Here is a 20,984-nt window from a genome sequence, read left to right as displayed (position 1 = left end):
TTGCTCATTTGTTTAGACGAGTGGTGCGATCGATAGGACACCTTGGTCGCTTTGCTCATCGGTTGATTCGATCGTTTTGACTGTAAAGTTTTCTTGATTGGTGACCACACAGATCACGATTGGATCAAAACCAGCTGCTTTGATGGCATCTAGATCAAATTGGATCAGCGGTTGCCCTTGTTTCACTCGATCCCCCGCTTTTACGTAAGGGGTAAAGTGTTTGCTTTCTAGTTGAACGGTATCCAAGCCGATATGAAAGAGCAATTCTGCGCCATTGCGGGTTTTTAACCCGATCGCATGGTTGGTTTCAAACAACATCGTGATCTCGCCATCTTCAGGTGCGATCAATTCGCCAGACGTCGGGATGATGCCGAACCCTTCTCCGATCATACCGCTTGAAAAGACTTCATCGTTGACTTCAGATAAAGCTACCACTTGCCCATCTACTGGTTTGCTCAATACTTCGGCTTTGGGATCGGCAACCGTCGTCTTATTTTCTACCACTTTGTCTTTGAATAAGAAAAGGACAAGGACAAAGGAAACAGCAAAGGATACCCCTAACGTGACCAATGCCCACACAAGATTCATCGGGTTGGCTTCATCCACGAACATAGTGATACTTGCTAGACCAGGGCCAACTAATGCGAATGCCTTGATGGCAAACAAACCAGCCACCGCTCCACCAACTAGGCTGGAAGCCATCACGCCGTAAAGCACTCGTTTATGCAGGATCGTCACCCCATACAAAGCAGGCTCGGTGATGCCAAAAAGGGCGGAGATGCCTGCAGAAACAGCGGTTGAACGAAGTTTTTGGTCTTTGGTCCGAACACTCACCGCAAAACAAGCACCAGCTTCTGCAATGTTATGTGCCAATGAGGCAGGCAAGTATAACAGCTCTGCCCCCATCTCACTCATAGACGAAACAGCATAGGGAATCATGGCTTTGTGCATGCCTGTAACCACCATCAATGGTAAAACAGCGGCTAAGATCCCTGTTGCCACCCAACCTAAATGGGCATACAGCCAAATGATCGCTGCTGAAAAAATCGTTCCGACTTCAAAGCCTAATGGGCCTAAAATCAATAAAGCAACTGGAACCGTAATAACTAAGCTCATCATTGGAACAAAGAAGATACGGATCGGTTTTGGTGAGATTCGGGTAAACAGCTTTTCAATTTGAGCGTAAAATAAAACCGTTAAAATGGCTGGAAATACTTGTGACGCATAGGCGATATTTTGTAAACCGAAGCCCATGAAGGCTGCGCCATCTGTCAATAGTGTCGTTAGTTCAGGCAAAATCAAGGCACCGACAGCGGAAACCGCCACCAATTGGTTGACCTTTAATTTATTTGCCGTGGTGATCGCCACTAAAATCGGTAAGAAATACAATGGTGCGCCACCGATCAGATTCAAAATTTGATACGTCTGGCTCGTATTGTCCATCAATCCAGTGACAGAAGCAAGTAACAGTAAGGATTTCAAGACGCCCCCTCCAGCGACTGCTGGAATCAACGGTTGAAAAATCGAGATAATAAAATCAAGCAGGACCGCACCCCACGATTGTTTTTGTTTGCCTTCACTTCCTCCATCCGCTGTTAGCTCATGACCTAACACGTTCATAACCTCATCATACACTTCGACGACATCATTGCCGATGATGACTTGGCATTGGACATTTTGTCGCACCCCAATCACGCCATCGACTTTTTCCAAGGCATCTTTTTGTACGAGGCTATTGTCTTTTAAGGTAAAGCGCAAGCGTGTGGAGCAATGTTCCAAATGTGCGATATTTTCTTTTCCGCCAATCAACTCAACGATGGCAGTTGCCGTTTCTTTTACATTCATAATTTTCTTCTCCTTTAATTAGTTTTCCTTTGTTGGCCAAACAAAGAAAAAAGCAGGCAGCACCTACAAAAACATTGAACGGAATCCAACGATCCCTTCCATGTTTTTTATAGGTCCTGCCTGCATTACCAGTCACATGCCTGTTTTATTACTTGCATAATACCATGCTTTATTTGAAAACGCAACCACCGTTTTAAAAATATTTTGCTAAGCCTTTTGCTGAAACGAGAAGTTTGCTACACTTAGTGGATAATCAGTTGTTTCGTCTTCCTTGGCTTGCACCAGAAGCAAGAAGAACATCGCTGGCTAAACGTATCACAAGAAAGGATGAATCGGATGACTTCATTGAATCACTCATTGCATATTGCCGTCCCAACAGCATTTGATCATGCAGAAAGACTTGACACAAAAAAGACGATCGCCCATATCTTGCAACTGCAAAAACAAGGGATCAAATCGGTTTTGGTGTGCGGCTCCACCGGTGAACAGCACTCATTGACCTTAACAGAAAAAAAACAGCTTCTACATGCCTTAGCGCAAGAAACCAGCTGGGCAGCCGATTTCGAAGTCCTCTTCGGTTTAGCTGGCATCGTATTTCATGAAACGCTCGCGTTGGCAGAAACAATCAGCAAAAATCCCCGAATCGATGGTGTGGTTTTAGGCTTTCCCCCTTATCTTTGCCTGACCCAAAAGGAAGCCGTGCTCTATGCTCAAGGATTGATCCATACTTGCGAAAAACCAGTTATTTTATACAACAATCCCCGCCGCACGGGCTTTGATTTATCTGCAGAAAGTCTCTTGACCTTGATCGCTGACCCTCGGGTGATCAGCTTAAAAGAAGCTGGCAGGAAGGAGCGAGTGCCTCAACTAAAAACAAAGACGGCTGCCGATTTTCGCTTTTATGCTGGTGGTGAAGCGGACTTGGCGGAAAAGGTCGTACTAGGGTTTAACGGGCTGTCATCAATGGCAGGAAACCTTTGTCCCAAGGAGATCCAGGTGATTTGGCAAAGGTTACTCCAAGGTAATGCAACGATTTCGAAGTCGAATGAATGGCAGAATATGGAACAAGCAGCTGCTGGCGATCCAACCAATACCATCAGTTACCTTCCGTGGCTCAAGCAGCAAATCACCATTGATGGACAGCCCTTTGGCTTTTGTCGTCAGCCGCTAGGTCTAGAAACAATTGATCGGTTTGGCACTGGCTCAATTCCCCCTCATTTAGCACATGAAAGGCAGGAGAACCAGACAAATGAAGATTGATGCACCGATTGATCCACAGCTAAAGCACTATATTGAAAGCTCCATCATCCCGCAATACAACCAATTGGATAGCAGTCACTCCCCAGCGCACGTCCACCAAGTGATCCAAAATAGTTTTGAAATTGCTGAAACATTGCCCGTTGACCTGAATATCGTCTATACGGTAGCTGCCTACCATGATATCGGCTTGCTCTATGGCCGCAAAAACCACGAAAGCAATTCCCGCAAGATCGTTGAACAAGATGCTGTGTTGCCACGCTTTTTCTCTCCTCCAGTCATTTCAATGATCGGCGAAGCTGTAGAAGATCATCGCGCCTCGCTGCCCTATGAGCCTCGCTCGCTTTATGGCAAAATTATTTCCGAAGCCGATCGCGACTTAGATTTTGAGCGAATCCTCAAGCGAACCTTGCTTTTTGCTTATGAGAAAAAGCAGCTGACAGATTTAGAACAATTGCATCATGAAGCGTATCAGTACATTTCAAAGAAATACGGTCCTCAAAGTGAGCTGAAGGTTTGGTTGGATTATCGCAAAAACCAAGACGGTTTGGCGATCATCTATCAAAAATTAGCACAACCTGAAAGCTTCCGTCACTCCTTTGAAAAAATCGTGCCGTTAGTTATCGCTACAAGCAAAGAAACTGACGATTGACACTTTGATCCAGCACCAGACTTCAAATAGGAACCCTCTGATTCAGCGCCGCAGTTGTGTCTGCACTGAATCAGAGGGCTTTTACTGTTATTCTAAACGTTCTTTCTCCACTAAAATCCCCCGCCCCTTCGCTGCTCCTACGCGTCTATTCAAATCAAAGGGCAGCAAGTGGTTTTCTTCAATCAACAGACGCCCCTTCTAAATAACCTTCCTTTTTTCACCGAATTTACTCTTTGTAAGCAAGATAGTTTGCTGAAAATAAAAAAAATGGTATTTTTATTTTATCAAGTGATAAAATATTAGGAGGAATCGTTATGTTTTTGGCAATCAATGAAATACGCCATTCCAAATTGCGTTACGCCCTAGTCACAGGGGTCATGTTTTTAATCGCCTATTTGGTCTTTTTTTTAACTGGGTTAGCTTATGGGTTGGCTCAAGATAATCGGATGGCGGTCGACAAATGGGAGGCAGATCAAATTTTGTTGACCGAAGAAGCAAATGATAATTTAAACATGTCGATGCTTCCTCGCAGTCTTTATGATGAAGTCGATGCACCAGAAAAAGCAGTTTTGGCGCAAACCGCTGGAGTTGTGACCAAAGAAGGCAACGGTGAAAAAGTCGATGTCACCTTTTTCGGCATTGATCCAGATCAATTTTTAGCACCCAATATTACCGATGGCGAGATGTTTGCTTCAGATGATGAAGCGGTCGCCGACAGCAGTATTGAGGAAGAATACGGGATTTCCATTGGTGACACCATCAAATTAGCAGGCAGTGACAAAAAATTAAAAATCGTCGGTTTTACAGATAACGCCCGCTTCAGTGTCGCTCCGGTCCTCTACACCTCGATCGGTGCCTATCAAGAAATTCGTTTTGAAAAAGAAGATGATTCTGAAAATGCCCGTATCAACGCGATCGTGACTCGTGGCAAAATCAAAGAAGTGCCAGATGATCTGGTCGCCACGGATATCAGCAAATTTATTAATGAATTGCCTGGTTACAACGCACAAGTGCTGACCTTTGGCTTTATGATCGGGTTCTTGATCGTGATCGCTGCCATCGTTATCGGTATTTTTATCTATGTGTTAACGATGCAAAAATCAGAAATTTTTGGTGTCATGAAAGCTCAAGGGATCTCTAGCCGCTACATTGCTTTTTCGGTGATCGCCCAAACGTTCTTATTGGCAACCTCGGGTGTTTTGATCGGTGGTTTGGCAACGATCGGTACCGCCCTCGTGTTACCTGCGGCAGTGCCATTCCAAATCAATCTATTATTCTTTGCTAGTATCAGTGTCATGATGATTCTGATCGCGATGCTAGGTGCTTTCTTCTCGGTGCGAACGATTGTAAAAATCGACCCATTGAAAGCAATCGGATAGGAGGAAAAAACATGAGTGCCATTGAATTCAAACAAGTCAAAAAATCATTTAAAGATGGGGATGCGACAATTGAAGCCTTGAAAGAAACCAACTTTTCGGTAGAAAAAGGCGAATTTGTCGCCATCATCGGTCCTTCTGGCTCTGGGAAAAGTACCTTTCTAACGATCGCCGGTGGTCTGCAAGCCCCCTCTGAAGGCGAAGTGTTTATCAATGACGAACCCTTCAGTAAACAAAAAGAAAAGCAACGGGCAAAAACTCGTTTCAAAAAGATCGGCTTTATTTTACAAGCTTCCAACCTTGTCCCTTTTTTGACGGTCAAAAAGCAACTCCAATTAGTGGATAAGGTCAGCAAAGAAACCCAAGAGCAATCAGCAACTGAATTGTTTGAACAACTTGGGATCGAAAAGCTGCAGAACAAATACCCCGATGAACTTTCTGGTGGTGAAAGACAGCGTGTGGCTATTGCCCGAGCGCTCTATCATGATCCCACCATCATATTGGCAGATGAACCAACGGCGAGTCTTGATTCAAAAAAAGCCGTCGAAGTCGTCAAAATCTTAGCAAAAGAAACCAAAGAAAAACAAAAAGCCACCATTATGGTGACCCATGATACCCGTTTAACAGATTATTGTGATCGGGTTCTCGTCATGAAAGATGGCGTTTTAGAAGAAAAAGAACACACGAAAAAAGAAGCCGAATCAGATGATTCGCAGAAGGAGCAAGCATGAAAAAAATTATTGTTGTCGGTGCGGGCGTGTCAGGATTAGCTGCTGCTGTCCGTTTGCAAAAACTTGGCTATGACGTCACCCTCTACGAAAAAGAAGGTCAACCTGGGGGCAAAATGAATCAGATCAAGGAAAACGGCTTTACCTTTGATGTGGGCCCCACCATCGTGATGATGCCTGAAATTTATCGTGAAGTGTTTGAATTTGCTGGCGTTGATCCGAATGACTATATTCCTATGGAGAAAGTCGATCCGATGCTGCAGCTGTATTTTGCCCAAGACGAACCGCTGACCTTCTCAAATGACTTAGTAGAATTGACCAAAACGCTAGAAGCGATCTCAGAAGAAGATGCTCAAGGCTATTTTGCCTTTTTAGCAGATATTTACAAACGCTATGTGATCGCCAAAGAGTCCTTCATCACCAAGTCGTTTCGGACATGGCGAGATTTTTACAATCCCAAATCATTATGGGCAGGGTTAAAGCTGCGAACGTTTAGTGACGCCTACTCTTCCATTTCTAAATTTGTCAAAGATGATCGCCTGCGTAAATCATTGGCGTTTCAAACCTTGTATATCGGTGTCTCCCCTTACCAAGGGCCGTCCCTTTATACGATCATCCCTATGATCGAGTTGATGTATGGGGTCTATTTCATCAAAGGCGGCATGTATACGTTAGCCACTGGTATGGCACGTTTGTTCCAAGAATTAGGCGGTACGATCCATTACAATACGCCGATCGATGAATTATTGATCGAAAACAAGCAAACCAAAGGCGTTCGTGTCAATGGAGAAACGATCACCGCAGATGCCGTGATTTGTGCGGCTGATTTTCCTTATGCTATGGAAAGATTGATTCCTGATGAATCAAAACGCGGCAAATACACCAATCAAAAAATCGCTTCGATGGATTATTCTTGTTCTTGTTTCTTGCTTTATTTAGGTCTGGACAAAAAATATGAAGATAGCGCACTCCACAGCATTTATTTTGCCAATGATTTCAAACGCAATGTAGATGATCTTTTCGAGGCTGGTAAGCTGCCAGAAGATCCTTCCTTCTACTTGTATCGCCCAACCCTGAAAGATGCTTCCTTAGCACCTGATGGTCAAGAAGGTCTTTATGTTTTAGTCCCAGTACCTGAATTATCTAAATTTGATCAATGGACGGATGAAACGATCCAAAGCTACCGCCAGCAGATCATTGGATTATTAAAAGAAAAAACGATCTTTACGGATATCGATGAACACATCGTGTATGAAAAAATGTATACGCCAGATACGTTCAATGATCGGTTCAATGCCTACAACGGTGCGACATTTGGCTTGAAACCGACCTTAGCCCAAAGCAATTACTATCGTCCCCATAATAAATTTGATTATGCAGAAGGCCTATACTTCTGCGGCAGCAGTACGCATCCAGGAGCGGGTGTGCCAATCGTGATGCAAAGTGCCAAGTTAGCTGTGGAGGAGTTGTTAAAAGATGACCGTTAAATCATTAAGCGTCTTTGATGAATACGACAACGATTTTTTATACTGTGAGGCCATCATAAAAAAGCATTCGAAAAATTTTCATACCGCCTTTTCTCAATTGCCAAAAGACAAAGCCCGCGCCGTCTATGCCGTCTACGCCTTTTGCCGACGTGCCGATGATGCCGTCGATGAAAAGCAAGACCCCTTGTTGATCGAAGCCATGAAAAAACGCTTGGAAGAAATGCAAAAACAAGTATCAGACGATACGATCGACTTGCCGCAAGCCGTCAAGGAAGAAGATCCTGATGAAGCCATTTGGCGGGCATTGACCCTTTCTTTCCAACAGTTTGATCTGCAATTCCAACCCTTTTTCGACCTATTGGTGGGGCAAAAACAAGACCTTGACTTCCAGCAACCCACCTCTGAAAAAGAGCTTTCTGACTATAGTTACTACGTAGCTGGCAGTGTAGGTCTGATGCTCTTGCCGATTCTCTCGCAAGCAGCCGCTGCGATTCAAGAGCCTGCCATCAAATTGGGTGAAGCGATGCAGCGCACCAATATTTTACGTGATATTGGCGAGGATCTGCGGATGGGCCGCATCTATTTGCCGCAAACGGTCTTGGCGCAATACAACCTTTCGCGAGAGGCTTTAGCAGCTGGCAATCAAAACCCGCAGTTTATCGAGATGTGGGAACACGAGGCGCAACTGGCAGAGACGCTTTATCAAGAATCTTTTGTCATGATGCCGCAAATCGATGAAGATTGCCGTGAAGCTCTATTAGCAGCTGCTTTGATCTATCGGGAAATCTTGACTGTGATTCGCAAAAACAACTATCAAGTATTTGCTGAAAAAACAGCGGTACCGAAACAACGGAAAATCCAACTTTTGTTTACCGCGAAAAAAATGCTTCGTCAGGAACGTTGGGAGGGCTGACTTTGAACTTGCGAGAAAAAATTTTACGAGTCGCAGAGAACCTGTTTATGCAGCAGGGGTATCAAGCAACTTCTACTAGACAGATCGCAGAAGCCGTCGGCATCACCCAACCCAATCTTTATTATCACTTCAAAGGCAAAGAAGCCATCTATTATGAAGTGATGGTTTCTTTGGCACAAGAGGTTTCTGGAAAGCTAAATCAGACCGTTGAAGATACTTCCTTGACGATCTCTGAAAAAATCTTGAACATGTTTCTTTTTTTAAGAAGTCGGCATCGGATCAATTTTTATATGATGATGCACGACATTCAGCATACCGTTTCTGAGGACACTTCTAAAAAACTGTACTTGCTTTGGCGGAAAAATTATAAAGAACCGTTTCTTGACTTGTTTCGTCGCAGTGATTCCAATCTCCGTTCGGATGTCGACCCAGAATTTGTCACCAGTCAATTGTTAGTACTGATGGCGGCTCATTTGGACTCACCAGAAAAAGAAGACAAGATGCCAGAAGCGATCGATTTGTTTTTATTCGGTGCACTAGGCAATGGGCCAATTGCGAAATAGCTGGAACGTTGGCTTTTGTCCCGAGAATAATCATTCGACGAATTTCTGACAATCGCGTACACTGATCCAGTAAACAGAAACTTAAAAGGATGGATGTACATGTCAAAAAATCGAATCGAAGCCTTTACCGATGCGGTCATTGCGATCGTAATGACCTTATTAGTATTGGAATTGCACCAGCCCGAAGGCGATACCTTTGCTTCTTTTTTAGGAGTGGAACAGCAATTTATTATTTATTTGATCAGCTTTGTGATGTTAGCGATCTACTGGAACAATCACCATCATCTATTTCAAGTAGTGTCTAAAATCGACGGTTGGACCTTGTGGGCGAATCATTTGTTGATTCTGGCACTGACCCTCTTTCCTTTTGTAACGTCATGGGTCAGTCGTTATCCAGTCGCTCTTGCCCCACAGCTACTATACGGGGCTGTCATTTTATTGACGGATTTCAGCTATTTCCTAGTTGGAAAATCCTTGGTTCGTGCCAATCCTGACAATCAAGCCATCGTGGAACTGTTTCGCGGATACAAGAAACTCTACTTTACGTTGTTTATCAACATGCTGGCATTGCTCCTCGGCTGGGTGATCCACCCCCTATTTATCATCACACTGGATAGTCTCGTGCTATTGTTGTGGGTGATCCCTGAGAAAAAAGTAGAAACCTTTTTAAAACAATAAAAACATTTGCGTCCTTCTCCTAAAAGCGGTGAATGATTGCGCACAAGCAGCCGATTGGTCTACTTTTGCACAGTCATCCATCAAGAGAAGGACGCAAGTGTTTTTTCTAGCGAATCAAGTCTTTCCCAGGTGCCCGTAAGACTTGTTCAACTTGTTCTTTGGTGGTTAAGGGGACATCTCCCAGCATCGTATGAGCCAAAACTGCATTGGTGATAGCAAAATCAGCGGTGCGTTGGAGCGACCATTTTTCGGCATAGCCTAATAATACGCCAGCAGCATAGGCATCCCCTGCCCCGATCCGATCCAACACTTGCAGCAGCTGCGGTGCCGTTTCATAGGTATCTTGTGCCGTAATGATCCTTCCGCTGATAAACTGCTTGTCTTCCACGGCTAGACGCCGTGTCCCGCAGAACCATTCTAATTGATACTGGTCAATAAAGGATTGGATCAATGCAAGCTCGGCGCCTTCTGTTTCCTCTAAGGGATAAGCCAATAGCTCCTCCAAGTCACGGACAGACCCGAAAACTAGGTCACAATAGGGTAGGATCGTTTCATACCGTTGTTTCAGTACCTCCCGATTTAATTCTTCATTCAAGCTTGGACGGAAGTTGAAATCAAAGCAGACGCGAATCTGCTTGGCATGGGCCTGTTTCGCCAAAGCCAAAGCTGTTTGCCAGGTTTTCTCAGTCAAACTAAGAGAGATCCCGCAAATATGAATGAGATCGATCGTTTCTAAAAATCCATCGATAGCATATTCTTCTGGACCTGAAACGCCAAAGGAACTATGATGGCGATTTTGATACGTCACATAGGTTGGACGAGCGCCGTAGCCGATCTCGGCGAAATAACTGCCGATATGACTATATTTTTTGCCAACAAATGCCGTTTGAATCCCATAGGAACGCAAGCTGGCTTTTGCCGTATCTCCTAATCGGTTGGCTGGCACCTGCGTCAGCATCGACGTCGTCAAGCCGAAATGCGCCAAATTGCCTAACAGATTGACCCCTGTTCCCGTAAAATCCATTCGCAAAGAGTGGGTCTGTTCCAACGTTCGATATTCTGGTGGCGTCAACCGCATCATTACCTCACCGTAAGCACCGATCCGCATCATTGATCCCCCCTATTTGGCTGCTGCCAACACCTTTTTCGTCATTTCTGCTAATGTCTGTACATCTCCAGGGCGTGTGTCCCCTGTTTCTCCATCGATGATCGAGCTGTAAATATGTGGAATGATTTTTTTCACGCTTGCATCAACAGCGATCTGCAAGATTTCTTCAAAGTTTTCTAAATCGATACCGCCGGTCGGTTCCAAATAAAAATCATTCGCGGCACAAGCCTCGGCTACCGCTTGATATTCTGCTTTATGAGCCAACCCTTTCATTGGAAAATACTTGATAGAACTAGCGCCCATGTCTTTTAATAAAGCGATCGCTGTTTCAACTGGGACTTCTGCAGCTGGAGTTTGTGAACTCAATGGACCAGTCGCAATATTGACATAGCCGACTTTTCCCGTTGGTGAAACAAGGGCATTGACGATCGTTTCAGATTGTCCTAGCAAAGCTCGTGAGGTCCCCGCTCCCGTGAACACTTGGTTAACATGCTGTGGTTGAAGAACAGCGGAAATTCGGGAGACCATTTCACTTTGATTGGGGTCGCCAGCACCAAGCCCTACAGAAAGGGCATTATTTGTTGCCACTTGATAGTTCTTCATGTCAGCGATAGCCGCCTCGTCACTATCATAGTTTTTTGATAAAACACCTAGGACGATGTTGCCCTCTGCTGCTTCGTAACAAGCTTTCGCATTGTCGATGGAGTTTGCTAACACATTTAGACAGACACGGTCAGCGAAATAATTGGGTGAAGTTTTCATTTTTGGGTTGCTCCTAACATAATTTCTTGTAAGCGATCGGTGATCACTGCCATTTCTTGTTCATTGACTGCTCGGATATCAAATTCAATGATGCCGTTATTGGCTTGGTACTCACGGGTATAAATCGCTGGTTCTCCTGCTTTTAGTGCGTCGATCACTGCTTTGGCACTTGGTTCTTTCACTTTGACACTCGCCCGATAAATGTCTCTGCCAGCGCTGTCTTGAACGATTTTTGCTTCGAAACCAGTGATTTCATTGATTGCCGCAATAAATGGTTGCAGACGCTCTTGCATCGAAGCCCCAGATTCTGTTCCCTCCGCTAGATAATCCGTCATGGCTTGGGTAAATCCGAGAATATTGTCTTTACCGATTTTCATTGCTCGACCTATCCCTTTGGATTGCAGGCGTACCCAAGAGACATAGGGCTGCTTGCCGATCACTAAGCCAGCACTCGGTCCTGACAGTGCTTTCGCACCTGAATAGATCACTAAATCAGCACCGGCTTGGGTATAGGCAAACAAATCTTCCTCAGCAGCCGCATCAACGATCAATGGAAGATCGTGTGCCTTGGCAACTTGGGCCGTTTCTGCTACTGTCAACATACTTTTTTGAACGGTGTGATGACTCTTTATGTAGAGGATCGCCGCCGTTTCGGGCGTGATCATCTGTTCAATGTGCTCGGGAGTACACATATTGGCATAACCTGCTTCCACGACCTTCCCACCACCTTGTGTCACCATCACTTCCACTGGTGTGCCATAATCTACGTTGTGGCCTTTGGGCAAAATGATCTCCCGTTTACTGATTTTCTCACTGTAAGGGTGGTACAAATGATAGCTGTCGCCTTGACCGATGAGCGCCGCCACTGATTGGGCGATCCCCGCTGAAGCAGAAGAAACAATCTGTGCATCTTCCGTTTTCAACAATTTTGCCAAATAGGCACCGGTTTTTTCTGCTAGATCTGCCATTTCAAAGAAATGTTCCCCGCCATAGCGCTGGGCTGCAAGTACGCTTTCGCTGACTTTCGAGACACCTAGAATCGTCATTTTGCCAGAAGCATTGATGACTTCTTTCAAGTCTAATTCTTCAATATTCAGTGTCAAAAAGTTCCCCTCCTATCACCGCTTTTTGCGGCACGATCTGTTGTGTCGTGATTCGGCGATTGCCGTTAGAATCCGTCAATTCCTTTTCGCCCGCTTCAAAGCGGAAAATCGTAAAATCAGCATCATATCCCAATGCGATCTCGCCTTTGTTTTGTAAATGAAATTGCTTCGCAGGGGCACTGGTCACCTTCTCGATGATCTCACGCCAATCATACCCTACGACCGCTAATTTTTCCATAGTCGTCGCTAAATCAAAGACTGGTCCATTGGTACGATTGCGAATGTAGATATCTGTACTAATGGAAGAAGCCTTCAGCTGATTGGCAAAGGCTGTCTCCGCCACGTCAAAATTGAAACTGTCTGTCCCATGACCAATATCGAAGACCAAGCCTTTTTCATAGGCGTCAAAGACGAAAGGCTTGATGGTTTGGTTCGTCTGATCCAAAAATCCATTGGCTTTGCCGTTAAAGCAATGGGTCACCACATCGCCTGTTTCCAATTCAGCGAGAATCTCTGCTAAATTCGGTGGTGCTGAACCAATATGGACCATCAAAGGCAGCGGTTGATTTTCAGCTTGGATCGTTTTCGCTAATTTCAACGGCGTGATGCCATTTTCGCCGATCACCGTTTTGCTCATTCGGGCTTTGATCCCGACGATAAAGTCAGGAAACTTCTGCAGTGCTTCTTTGACCAATTCTTTTTTGACTTTTGACAGATCCGCAAGTTCATCCTGCTCTACGATCCCCCATTTGGAAATGTTGACTAAAGCAAAGACATTGGTTTTGGCTTCTTTGGCTAAATCATAAAACCGATGGATATTTTCAGCGCCCGTCGTCCCCGCATCGATAACGGTCGTGACGCCTTGTTTGACACCGATCTCGTCTGGATAATCATAATAGAGCGTCATTTCCTCGAAACAATGGACATGGTCATCGATCCAACCAGCTGACAAGAACTCCCCTTCTGCTAAGGTCAGCTCTTGTTTCGCCTGCTCCTGCAATGTGGGTGCCAGAGCAGTGATTTTGCCGTCTTGAATCCCAATATCAAATACTTCTTCATCGATCGTGCGGGCTTGACGAATAATCAAATCAAACATTTCGTTACACCTTCCTCTCTGTGAAAGTGAATTTCGACCAAGGATGGATAAAGGGCAGCAGAACTAACTCTTGTTCGACGATCGAACCGATTTTATTTTTTCGTGGATCTGAGTGAGGCTCTAGCACGACTTGCAGCTCGTTTTTGTACTTGCCAAAACGATCGTTGCCGATCACAACGTCCCCTCGTTGAAAGACGCCTTCGTGGTCATGGACAGGATTGTCATGGTTCTTATACTTTTTACGAACTTCTGTGGAACGGATCATCCGATCGGTGATGTCGCCTCGACGGTAATGCTGCTCGTTCAGGGCGATTTGGCGTTCAACTTCATTGATTTCAGGCACAAATTCAATAGCAAATGCGGTCTGATAGCGATCAATCGCTCCTAGCGCTGCCAATTCTGCTTCAGAAGCATAAGCATTTCCGATAATGACATCGTCGATCAAGCCTGTGGCAAACAAATGTTTTGCGGCAGTTTCTACAGGCATTTTCCGGTGCATTTCTAAGGTCGGTAAGCCATCATTGATATCCCAAGGTCCGATCGTTCCCGTTTGAGAAGAGATAAATGCGGCAGTTCGAATGCCTTTTTCCTTGAAACGACGACTGCATTTTTCAAAGAAATCATAGGGCAAGGCAGTCCCTTCTTGCGGATAGAAATTGTGGCAGCCATATAAGTAAGGAATGTTGGCTTGATAGGTCAAAATATTGTCTAAATACGCCACATCATTGCTCATATTCAATTCAACAGCTAAGCCAAAGGGATTGTAGGTCAACATCGCTTCTTTATTGCCGTCAAAGCCTAAATCTAAACGAATCCCATCGGCACCTAGTTCATGGAAAAAGGTCAAGTCATCATAGGAGATGCCTAGTTCCGAAAAGATGGCTGGTGCCACGTCTAAAATCGTTTCATAGCCTAATCCTTTGGCAAAATCAATCAACGCTTTAAACTTTTTCTGCACGTTTTCTTTGCCGTCACTCACTTCCAGCATACTCATAAAAATGCGGCTAAAGCCATAATCATGGGCTAATTGCAGATAGGCTTTGTCTGTTTCAAAATCACTGTGATCGGGATACACCGATACTCCTAGTTGTCTTTTCAACTTATCTCATCCTCATTTCTTCATAAAAAGCAGTAAAACGTGTCAGTAAAAGCGAACTGCAAACAATCGTCGCCGTCATCGTCAAAAATGGTCCCCACGGAAACTGACGGCTCAGTAGGATCGCTGCAGCAACGCCAAGAATCCCGAACAAAAGCATCCGCCAAAACGGCACTTCTTGAATTTTTTTCCCTTGTGCTGATTTTGTTAACCAAATTTGACAACCAAAAAATAAACAAATGGCATAAATCCCCATGTATGCACCTCACTCTTTTTTGTCTTGCTTAAGCGGCTGTTTCTTCTTCTTGTTCGCGGGCAATCTGCTGTTTCTCAAAGACTTTAAAGAATGGGTAGTAGATTGCGAGTGTGATAAAGAAGTTGACGATCACTAAAATCGCTGCTGCGATACTCCAGTCCGTACTCATCCAGGCGGCGATTGGTGCTGGAATGGCAAACCCAAGTCTGGCAGCCATCATCGGTACGACACCCGTAATGGTCGCGAAGTAAGAAATCGTTGTCGTAATCAACGGTGCCACCAAGAACGGAATGCCTAAGATTGGGTTCATTACGATCGGTGCACCGAAAATCACTGGTTCATTGATATTGAATAAGCCTGGCAAGATGGACAAACGGCCCAATTGTTTCAAGTATTTTGATTTGGAGAAGAAGAACAAAACGACCAACGCTAAGGTCGTACCGGCTCCACCGATCCAGACGAACCATTGTAAAAATTGTTCCGTAAAAATATTAGGCAATTCATGCGCATTGCCAGATGCTTGGAACGCTTCCATATTTTCAGCAATGGAAATATCCCAGAATGGACGAATGACAGGACCCATGATGGCTGGTCCATGAATCCCCAGTACCCAGAAGAAACAGATCAAGAAGACAGTCAATAAACCACCAAACAAGCTGTTACCAGCTAGCACGTCTTTTAACGGCATCAACAAGTTACTTAAAAAGCCATTGATATCAAAGCCTAACATATGACGGATCACCCAGAACAATATCAGGATCGCTCCTCCAGGAATCAACGCCATGAATGAATTCGTCACTTCTGGTGGCACGCCATCTGGCATTTTGATGGTAATGTTTTTTACGATAAAGAAACGATAGATTTCAACGGATAAGATTGCCGTGACGATCGCGCCAAACAAAGAGCCTGATCCTAAGTTTGCCACATTGATATAGCGTCCCGCATCAATGATGCCTTCCACAGAATCGAAGACTCGCAACGGTGGTGCAGCGGTTACAAGAAAGGACATCGTTGCTAAGATACCCGCAGTCAATGAATCCAGCTTGTAGCTTTTTGCTAGCGATGAAGCAATCCCATACGTTGCATACAATGCCAATAATCCGACTGTATAACGAAAGGGAATATCCAAAACTTCCCGATACGGTTCGATCACCGCAGCGACTGATTCGATGGGAAAATTCAGTAAGATCGTGAAGAAAGACCCAACGATCGTTAACGGTAACGTAGCGATGATCCCCTTACGAATCGCTACCATGTGCCGTTGCATCCCCACTTTATTTGCAATCGGCATCAACTTCTGTTCAATAAATTCTACAAACCCTTTCATAATTGCCTCCTTAGTTTATAACATTATAATGTTTATACAAGGATAATAGCACAGTGCTTCCTAGGAGTAAATATGTTTTTTACGAATAGACGAAACTATTTTTAACAGTTTAAAAGAACATTTATTCATCGTAATTTTACACTGTAGCACAACTTAAAAATTTATGTGTTGATGAGGAATTTTAAAATTAGCTAGATACAAAAAAACCTATTGGCAATGTTTCCCAATAGGCACGATATTAAATTCAAAAATAAGATTCTTGCTTCATTTAATTTTTTTTGGTTTATCAAATGAATTTCCTGCTTAATTATACTTTCTTCTCATAAATAAAATCATCCATCACAAACCCCGAACCAATCGCAACGGTGCGTTTAGAAACACGCTTAAAGCCGCGATGCTCATAAACAGCGATCGCTTGCTGGTTTTGTTTGTTGACGTTTAAATGCAGTGTTTTGCCTGAGGCGATCTCCTCATACCAATCAAAGACTTGGCTGGCATAGCCTTTGCCACTAGTGGATTGATGGAGATACAATTTACTCAAATAAATCTGCTGCTGCGTTTCTTCATACGCTGTATATCCTACTGCTCGGTCTCCTTCTAATAACAAAAGATAGACTGCTCCTTGCTGGACTTCGTTTTGAATCGCTGCTGGTGATTGGTAATGAGCCAGCATATACGCGACTTGATCGGACCCAATGATAGGTGTAAACACTTCTGGCCAGATTTCTTTGATCAAACGATCCAACGTTTGGAAATCTTCAGGTGATTGAACGATTTTTTTTGCGATTGCCATAAGAACCCCTTCTTTCTGCTGCACGAAACAAAAACTCGTTTATAAATATCTGTATTATAAGGGATACGGAAAAAAAAGAAAGGGCACGTGGAACAAAGACCCCAAAATGTCTCAAAAGATGGTAAACTAGAAGTGAAAAAATGGTGACGAAAAGGAGGTAGCAACACCATGCAGCTCTTGCAACTACTTTTACTGGCAATCATTTTTGTTTCGTTCTTCATGGCGTTGATTGGCTGGGTTTTATCGATGACCAATGGCTTGATCTTCTCTCGTTCTCCTCAGCAATTTAAAGCGCATGCCCATGATCCTAACTATGAAAAAGAACGACAAGCAGGCAAGCGCTTGAAAGAGATTATATTTCGACGCATTGTTCCTCTAGGAATAGCCTCTTTGTTCGTCTATGGGTTAATCGCACTATTAAACGTCCTTTAAAAGTTTTTAAAAAGACTCAAACAAATCAAAAAACAACCGGCATCTTTTCCTGTTGATCAATGCGCCTTTCGCTTTCGCTGAGGGGAACATCAATGCATAAGATGCCGGTTTGTTTTTTATTTGCTTACTGCTGCTTTAGAGGCTTGAACTTTTTTCAGTAAAGCGAAGAGGACTTGGCTATCATCAATAGCCGCAATATATTGTTGGCAAAGTGCCATCATTTCTGTTTCATCCATTTTATCTAAAGAAATAACTAACTCATTTTCTACTACCTGCTTATTATTCATAGGGCTCCCTACTTTCTTCCTTTGTTACCTCTAGTTTGCCATGAATGAGCAGGTTCCGTAAGAACTTTTCAGTTTACAAACAGGAAACGGGTGGTTTACATCCTTGTCCTATCAAGGTTTTTCCAGAAAATTTATTCGGTAGCAGGCTCGATGTGGATGTCAGTATCAAACACCTGAAAACGATCAGCTAAGAGATCTTCAATAGCATCTGCTACGTTATGACTCTTTTCAACCGTCAAAGATTTGTCCATCGTCACGACGACATCGAGAAAAACATTGGCGCCATACATTCTTCCTCGAATCGATTTGACAGATTTCACTTCAGAAAAACCAGCGATTGCCGCTTCATACTCCACGACTAGCGATTCATCAAACCCATCAGAAAGTGAAAAGGCACTCTCACGAAAAATATCGACGGCGGTTTTGATAATCAAAAGAGCTACCACGATCGCAGTCAAACTGTCCAGCCAACCGATACCAAATGAGGCGGCAAAAATAGCGATCGCCGTTCCAATACTCGTCCACGCATCGCTGCGGTTGTCTTTAGCAGCTGCTAGCAGAGCGGAGCTTTTTACGCGAGCGGATAATCGCTTATTATAGTAATACATGCCATACATCAAAATAGCTGAAATGATACCGACGACTGCCGCGATCATATCGGGACTTTGCGTTTCTCCGAGTAGAATCGTTTGAATGGAAGACCATAAGACTTGCAGACCGACTGCCAGCATAATCAAGGATGTTACGAGACTCGCCACGTTTTCTGCTTTCCAATGACCATATTTATGGTCTTCATCTGCTGGCTTTTGAGCCAAACGCAAACCAATCAAGACAGCGATCGACGCTACGATATCCGTCGCATTGTTCAACCCATCTGCCCATAGTCCTTCAGAGTTTGCCAAACGACCGATGGCAAGTTTGGCGATGGAAACCAAAATGTAAGCAACGATACTTAAGATGGCGCCTCTTTCTGCTTGTTTTAATTCTGCGTATCTTGTTTGATTCATGTCATCCCCTCCAAATAGTCAACTTGAAAATAATAGCTGAAATTTTCACAGTTTGCATCATTTATTTGAGAGATTTTATTTTTTAGGAGCGGCAAACATTCACTTCTAGTGAAACGAATTTCTGTTCTGAGGACACCAAAAAAGCAGGACCCATAAGGGACTCCTGCTTTTTCTACTTTTTCTTTCACAAAGAAGCGTTGCTACTCATTGACCAACAACTGGCGATTTCTTTCACTGAATTTCTCATTGTGGGATGAAACCATCGCCTGTGGGACACTGGTCGGCTCTAAATAGTGCTTGATTTGGTTGACTGCTTGCGCAGCATCTTGAAAGGCTCCCGCCAAAAGATTCACTTTGCCTTTGAAATAATGAATGTCGCCCGCCGCAAAAACACCAGGATGGCTAGTTTTTGTAGGAATCTCGCAATTGAGGTAAAAGTCTTCATGGCGTGCAAGATCAAAGGAGACTTTATCTAACAAGCCACTGTCACGGTCATACCCGTGTTGGATCAGTAGATGATCGCATAAAAAATCGATCGTTTCATGGTTGGCACTGTTTTTTAGTCGTAGAACCATATTGAATGTTTCTGCTTGATTCACCCCATCGATGGTGTGATTCATCAGCACTTGAATCCCTTCTGCTTTCATCTTCTTTACTTGTGCTTCATGAGCTTTCAATTTTTCTCCTCGGTAACACAGGGTGACTTTGGCACCATAAGACACTGCTTCGATCGCATAATCCACTGCCGCATCACCGCCGCCAGAGATCACTAGATGCTTGCCTTGGATCGCTTGCTGGTCAGGAAACTGATAGTGGATATAGTTGTCGACATTATTATGGATGAAACATGGCAATTTTTGGGGAGAAACGACACCGCCGCCGATACAGACTAAAACGGTGCGTCCAACATGGGTCCTCCCTTGGTCATCCACTGCATAAAAAAGGTCGTCTTCCTTGGTCAATGAAATGATTTTCGTTTTCAGATAGATCGTTGGATCAAACAAATTGGCCTGTTCAATCAAGTGTTCTTTGACTTTCTTTCCCTTGGTGGGCGGCAATGCACCCACATCCCAGACCATTTTTTCAGGATAGAAATTGATCTTCCCGCCTAATTCGGCTTGTGCTTCAAACAATACGACCGATAGATCACGTAATCCAGCATAAAAACTCGCATAGAGTCCAGTGGGTCCTCCGCCGATAATCAGAACATCTGCTATAGTGGTCATTGGCTAGCCTCTCTTTCGTAAATGAAAATCATTCTCAATTAGTTAGTTCGATTATAGACAACGATCGTCCATTTGTAAAGAATTTTCTGAAAACAAATTAATTATGTTTACCAATTATTTTTCTTTACATTGTAAAGAAAAAAGCCTTTTCCTGAACTTCTGGTAAAAAAAAGATGAGCAGATTGTTATTTTTTCTCATTTTATCTAGTGATATATTTGTGATCGTCCCTGACTTCAAGGTATACTCTTAGAAAGTAGGTGAAAAAATGGAAGTTGAAAAATGTTACGCGCCCTTACCGGACGGGTCTGTCCTCTATTACGAGAAAACCGGTTCAGGACGCCCTCTTTTTTTATTGCACGGAAATGGCGGCAGCAGTGCCTATTTCTCAAAGCAGGTCGACGCTTTGCGTCAAAAACATCAACTGTATTTAATCGATAGTCGAGGACATGGCAAATCCACCAATACGCAGAAGAAAATCGATTTTTTTAAAATGGCAACAGATCTCTTAGCAATTATTCAGCAAGAAAAGCTAACGAAAATCGCCTTACTAGGATTTAGCGATGGTGCCAATCTGGCGATGGTCTTTTGCCATCTCTACCCAGAGCATGTCAGCTGCATGATTTTAAACTCTGGCAACACGGAACCGCGAGGTGTGAGGCTCTTTTCTCGAATCGGCAGTGTCTTGCAATATCTGATCGTTTGGCTTTGTTCCCCATTCTCCAAAGGCATGCGGGGCTTTCTGCCTATTTTGGGATTGTTGTTTCGTCCAATCGGTTTATCTACAGCCGATTTGAATCACCTCAGTGTGCCGACATTGATTTTGGTCGGCAAACGTGATTCGATCAAGCTTTCCCATTCTTTTTATATTGCAAACAGTATCCCTCAGTCCAATTTTATCGTTGTCAAAGGACAAGGACATAGTTTTGCACGAAAGAATCCTGAAGTTTTTAACACGAAAGTATTATCTTTTTTAGAAAAGGTCGGTGAATAA

22 protein-coding genes are annotated in these 20,984 nt (G+C 43.8%); 10 read left to right on the top strand and 12 right to left on the bottom strand.

The genetic code is table 11. From position 1 onward, the window contains the following. Window positions 1-12: 12 nt before the first annotated feature. The gene (locus IGJ25_RS07315; protein WP_225000738.1) at window positions 13-1,845 is read right to left on the bottom strand and encodes a beta-glucoside-specific PTS transporter subunit IIABC; all 1,833 of its coding nucleotides are present in this window, start codon (window positions 1,843-1,845) and stop codon (window positions 13-15) included. Between the two features lie 336 nt (window positions 1,846-2,181). On the opposite strand from IGJ25_RS07315, the gene IGJ25_RS07310 reads away from it, so the two are divergent. The 8 genes from IGJ25_RS07310 (at window position 2,182) to IGJ25_RS07275 (ending at window position 9,499) form a co-directional block, all read left to right on the top strand. Continuing rightward, window positions 2,182-3,105: a dihydrodipicolinate synthase family protein gene (locus IGJ25_RS07310; RefSeq protein ID WP_225000737.1), complete on the top strand. Its 924-nt coding sequence runs from the start codon at window positions 2,182-2,184 to the stop codon at window positions 3,103-3,105. Next, a complete protein-coding gene (locus IGJ25_RS07305) occupies window positions 3,095-3,754 on the top strand; it encodes an HD domain-containing protein (protein ID WP_005225715.1) in 660 nt (219 codons plus the stop codon). The genes IGJ25_RS07310 and IGJ25_RS07305 overlap by 11 nt, the downstream gene beginning before the upstream one ends. 314 nt (window positions 3,755-4,068) lie before the next feature. Further along, a complete protein-coding gene (locus tag IGJ25_RS07300; RefSeq protein ID WP_086338379.1) occupies window positions 4,069-5,133 on the top strand; it encodes an ABC transporter permease in 1,065 nt (354 codons plus the stop codon). Between the two features lie 11 nt (window positions 5,134-5,144). Beyond that, the gene (locus tag IGJ25_RS07295; protein ID WP_005225713.1) at window positions 5,145-5,861 is read left to right on the top strand and encodes an ABC transporter ATP-binding protein; all 717 of its coding nucleotides are present in this window, start codon (window positions 5,145-5,147) and stop codon (window positions 5,859-5,861) included. Beyond that, complete coding sequence (locus IGJ25_RS07290; protein ID WP_225000736.1) at window positions 5,858-7,345, top strand: phytoene desaturase family protein; 1,488 nt, start codon at window positions 5,858-5,860, stop codon at window positions 7,343-7,345. The genes IGJ25_RS07295 and IGJ25_RS07290 overlap by 4 nt, the downstream gene beginning before the upstream one ends. After that, window positions 7,335-8,258, top strand: coding sequence for a phytoene/squalene synthase family protein (locus tag IGJ25_RS07285; RefSeq protein ID WP_010747951.1), 924 nt, complete (start codon window positions 7,335-7,337; stop codon window positions 8,256-8,258). Before IGJ25_RS07290 ends, IGJ25_RS07285 begins: the two co-directional genes overlap by 11 nt. Before the next feature lie 2 nt (window positions 8,259-8,260). Beyond that, entirely contained in the window at window positions 8,261-8,821 is a 561-nt protein-coding gene (locus tag IGJ25_RS07280) for a TetR/AcrR family transcriptional regulator (RefSeq protein ID WP_010747950.1), read from the top strand. A gap of 99 nt (window positions 8,822-8,920) precedes the next feature. Next, on the top strand, window positions 8,921-9,499 hold the full coding sequence (locus IGJ25_RS07275) for a TMEM175 family protein (RefSeq protein WP_438779224.1): 579 nt from the start codon (window positions 8,921-8,923) through the stop codon (window positions 9,497-9,499). A 106-nt stretch (window positions 9,500-9,605) separates the two neighbouring features. On the opposite strand, the gene IGJ25_RS07270 is transcribed toward IGJ25_RS07275, so the two are convergent. The 8 genes from IGJ25_RS07270 to IGJ25_RS07235 form a co-directional block, all read right to left on the bottom strand. Further along, complete coding sequence (locus IGJ25_RS07270; RefSeq protein ID WP_086295013.1) at window positions 9,606-10,610, bottom strand: sugar kinase; 1,005 nt, start codon at window positions 10,608-10,610, stop codon at window positions 9,606-9,608. 9 nt (window positions 10,611-10,619) lie between these two features. Continuing rightward, window positions 10,620-11,369, bottom strand: a complete 750-nt coding sequence (gene dagF / locus IGJ25_RS07265; protein WP_142437071.1) for a 2-dehydro-3-deoxy-phosphogluconate aldolase — start codon at window positions 11,367-11,369, stop codon at window positions 10,620-10,622. Continuing rightward, window positions 11,366-12,472: a DgaE family pyridoxal phosphate-dependent ammonia lyase gene (locus IGJ25_RS07260; protein WP_142962710.1), complete on the bottom strand. Its 1,107-nt coding sequence runs from the start codon at window positions 12,470-12,472 to the stop codon at window positions 11,366-11,368. Before IGJ25_RS07260 ends, dagF begins: the two co-directional genes overlap by 4 nt. Further along, window positions 12,456-13,568, bottom strand: coding sequence for an amidohydrolase/deacetylase family metallohydrolase (locus IGJ25_RS07255; RefSeq protein ID WP_142437069.1), 1,113 nt, complete (start codon window positions 13,566-13,568; stop codon window positions 12,456-12,458). The genes IGJ25_RS07260 and IGJ25_RS07255 overlap by 17 nt, the downstream gene beginning before the upstream one ends. A 4-nt stretch (window positions 13,569-13,572) precedes the next feature. Continuing rightward, entirely contained in the window at window positions 13,573-14,667 is a 1,095-nt protein-coding gene (locus tag IGJ25_RS07250) for a DUF871 domain-containing protein (protein WP_142437068.1), read from the bottom strand. A gap of 1 nt (window position 14,668) precedes the next feature. Next, the gene (locus IGJ25_RS07245; protein WP_005235223.1) at window positions 14,669-14,920 is read right to left on the bottom strand and encodes a hypothetical protein; all 252 of its coding nucleotides are present in this window, start codon (window positions 14,918-14,920) and stop codon (window positions 14,669-14,671) included. A gap of 28 nt (window positions 14,921-14,948) precedes the next feature. Further along, window positions 14,949-16,247, bottom strand: a complete 1,299-nt coding sequence (locus tag IGJ25_RS07240; protein ID WP_005225702.1) for a PTS sugar transporter subunit IIC — start codon at window positions 16,245-16,247, stop codon at window positions 14,949-14,951. A 307-nt stretch (window positions 16,248-16,554) separates the two neighbouring features. Further along, window positions 16,555-17,040, bottom strand: coding sequence for a GNAT family N-acetyltransferase (locus IGJ25_RS07235; protein WP_438779223.1), 486 nt, complete (start codon window positions 17,038-17,040; stop codon window positions 16,555-16,557). Window positions 17,041-17,208: 168 nt separating this feature from the next. Here IGJ25_RS07235 and IGJ25_RS07230 point away from each other — a divergent pair, with 168 nt between their 5' ends. Beyond that, window positions 17,209-17,472, top strand: a complete 264-nt coding sequence (locus tag IGJ25_RS07230) for a hypothetical protein (protein WP_123833853.1) — start codon at window positions 17,209-17,211, stop codon at window positions 17,470-17,472. Between the two features lie 116 nt (window positions 17,473-17,588). Here the strand turns inward: IGJ25_RS07230 and IGJ25_RS07225 are convergent, their stop codons facing one another. The 3 genes from IGJ25_RS07225 to IGJ25_RS07215 form a co-directional block, all read right to left on the bottom strand. Then, window positions 17,589-17,759, bottom strand: coding sequence for a hypothetical protein (locus IGJ25_RS07225; RefSeq protein ID WP_005225698.1), 171 nt, complete (start codon window positions 17,757-17,759; stop codon window positions 17,589-17,591). A 131-nt stretch (window positions 17,760-17,890) separates the two neighbouring features. Continuing rightward, complete coding sequence (locus tag IGJ25_RS07220) at window positions 17,891-18,766, bottom strand: cation diffusion facilitator family transporter (protein ID WP_005225697.1); 876 nt, start codon at window positions 18,764-18,766, stop codon at window positions 17,891-17,893. 200 nt (window positions 18,767-18,966) lie between these two features. Next, window positions 18,967-19,992 (bottom strand): NAD(P)/FAD-dependent oxidoreductase, encoded by a 1,026-nt coding sequence (locus IGJ25_RS07215; protein ID WP_081116741.1) that lies wholly within the window; start codon window positions 19,990-19,992, stop codon window positions 18,967-18,969. A gap of 266 nt (window positions 19,993-20,258) precedes the next feature. On the opposite strand from IGJ25_RS07215, the gene IGJ25_RS07210 reads away from it, so the two are divergent. Then, window positions 20,259-20,984 carry an alpha/beta fold hydrolase gene (locus IGJ25_RS07210; RefSeq protein ID WP_005225694.1) on the top strand — a complete coding sequence of 242 codons (726 nt, stop codon included), beginning with the start codon at window positions 20,259-20,261 and terminating at the stop codon, window positions 20,982-20,984.

Origin of the sequence: Enterococcus sp. DIV0240d (assembly GCF_051711245.1) — a bacterium.
GTDB classification, from domain to species: Bacteria; Bacillota; Bacilli; order Lactobacillales; family Enterococcaceae; genus Enterococcus_D; species Enterococcus_D casseliflavus.
Note: the sequence above shows the minus strand (reverse complement) of the source record. Positions and strands in the feature narration are given on the sequence as shown.

What these genes read in the sequence shown, in the direction of transcription:
- IGJ25_RS07315 (WP_225000738.1), bottom strand. Translation starts at nt 1,845, where the DNA reads ATGAATGTAAAAGAAACGGCAACTGCCATCGTTGAGTTGATTGGCGGA.
- IGJ25_RS07310 (WP_225000737.1), top strand. Translation starts at nt 2,182, where the DNA reads ATGACTTCATTGAATCACTCATTGCATATTGCCGTCCCAACAGCATTT.
- IGJ25_RS07305 (WP_005225715.1), top strand. Translation starts at nt 3,095, where the DNA reads ATGAAGATTGATGCACCGATTGATCCACAGCTAAAGCACTATATTGAA.
- IGJ25_RS07300 (WP_086338379.1), top strand. Translation starts at nt 4,069, where the DNA reads ATGTTTTTGGCAATCAATGAAATACGCCATTCCAAATTGCGTTACGCC.
- IGJ25_RS07295 (WP_005225713.1), top strand. Translation starts at nt 5,145, where the DNA reads ATGAGTGCCATTGAATTCAAACAAGTCAAAAAATCATTTAAAGATGGG.
- IGJ25_RS07290 (WP_225000736.1), top strand. Translation starts at nt 5,858, where the DNA reads ATGAAAAAAATTATTGTTGTCGGTGCGGGCGTGTCAGGATTAGCTGCT.
- IGJ25_RS07285 (WP_010747951.1), top strand. Translation starts at nt 7,335, where the DNA reads ATGACCGTTAAATCATTAAGCGTCTTTGATGAATACGACAACGATTTT.
- IGJ25_RS07275 (WP_438779224.1), top strand. Translation starts at nt 8,921, where the DNA reads ATGTCAAAAAATCGAATCGAAGCCTTTACCGATGCGGTCATTGCGATC.
- IGJ25_RS07270 (WP_086295013.1), bottom strand. Translation starts at nt 10,610, where the DNA reads ATGATGCGGATCGGTGCTTACGGTGAGGTAATGATGCGGTTGACGCCA.
- dagF (WP_142437071.1), bottom strand. Translation starts at nt 11,369, where the DNA reads ATGAAAACTTCACCCAATTATTTCGCTGACCGTGTCTGTCTAAATGTG.
- IGJ25_RS07255 (WP_142437069.1), bottom strand. Translation starts at nt 13,568, where the DNA reads ATGTTTGATTTGATTATTCGTCAAGCCCGCACGATCGATGAAGAAGTA.
- IGJ25_RS07245 (WP_005235223.1), bottom strand. Translation starts at nt 14,920, where the DNA reads ATGGGGATTTATGCCATTTGTTTATTTTTTGGTTGTCAAATTTGGTTA.
- IGJ25_RS07240 (WP_005225702.1), bottom strand. Translation starts at nt 16,247, where the DNA reads ATGAAAGGGTTTGTAGAATTTATTGAACAGAAGTTGATGCCGATTGCA.
- IGJ25_RS07235 (WP_438779223.1), bottom strand. Translation starts at nt 17,040, where the DNA reads ATGGCAATCGCAAAAAAAATCGTTCAATCACCTGAAGATTTCCAAACG.
- IGJ25_RS07230 (WP_123833853.1), top strand. Translation starts at nt 17,209, where the DNA reads ATGCAGCTCTTGCAACTACTTTTACTGGCAATCATTTTTGTTTCGTTC.
- IGJ25_RS07225 (WP_005225698.1), bottom strand. Translation starts at nt 17,759, where the DNA reads ATGAATAATAAGCAGGTAGTAGAAAATGAGTTAGTTATTTCTTTAGAT.
- IGJ25_RS07220 (WP_005225697.1), bottom strand. Translation starts at nt 18,766, where the DNA reads ATGAATCAAACAAGATACGCAGAATTAAAACAAGCAGAAAGAGGCGCC.
- IGJ25_RS07215 (WP_081116741.1), bottom strand. Translation starts at nt 19,992, where the DNA reads ATGACCACTATAGCAGATGTTCTGATTATCGGCGGAGGACCCACTGGA.
- IGJ25_RS07210 (WP_005225694.1), top strand. Translation starts at nt 20,259, where the DNA reads ATGGAAGTTGAAAAATGTTACGCGCCCTTACCGGACGGGTCTGTCCTC.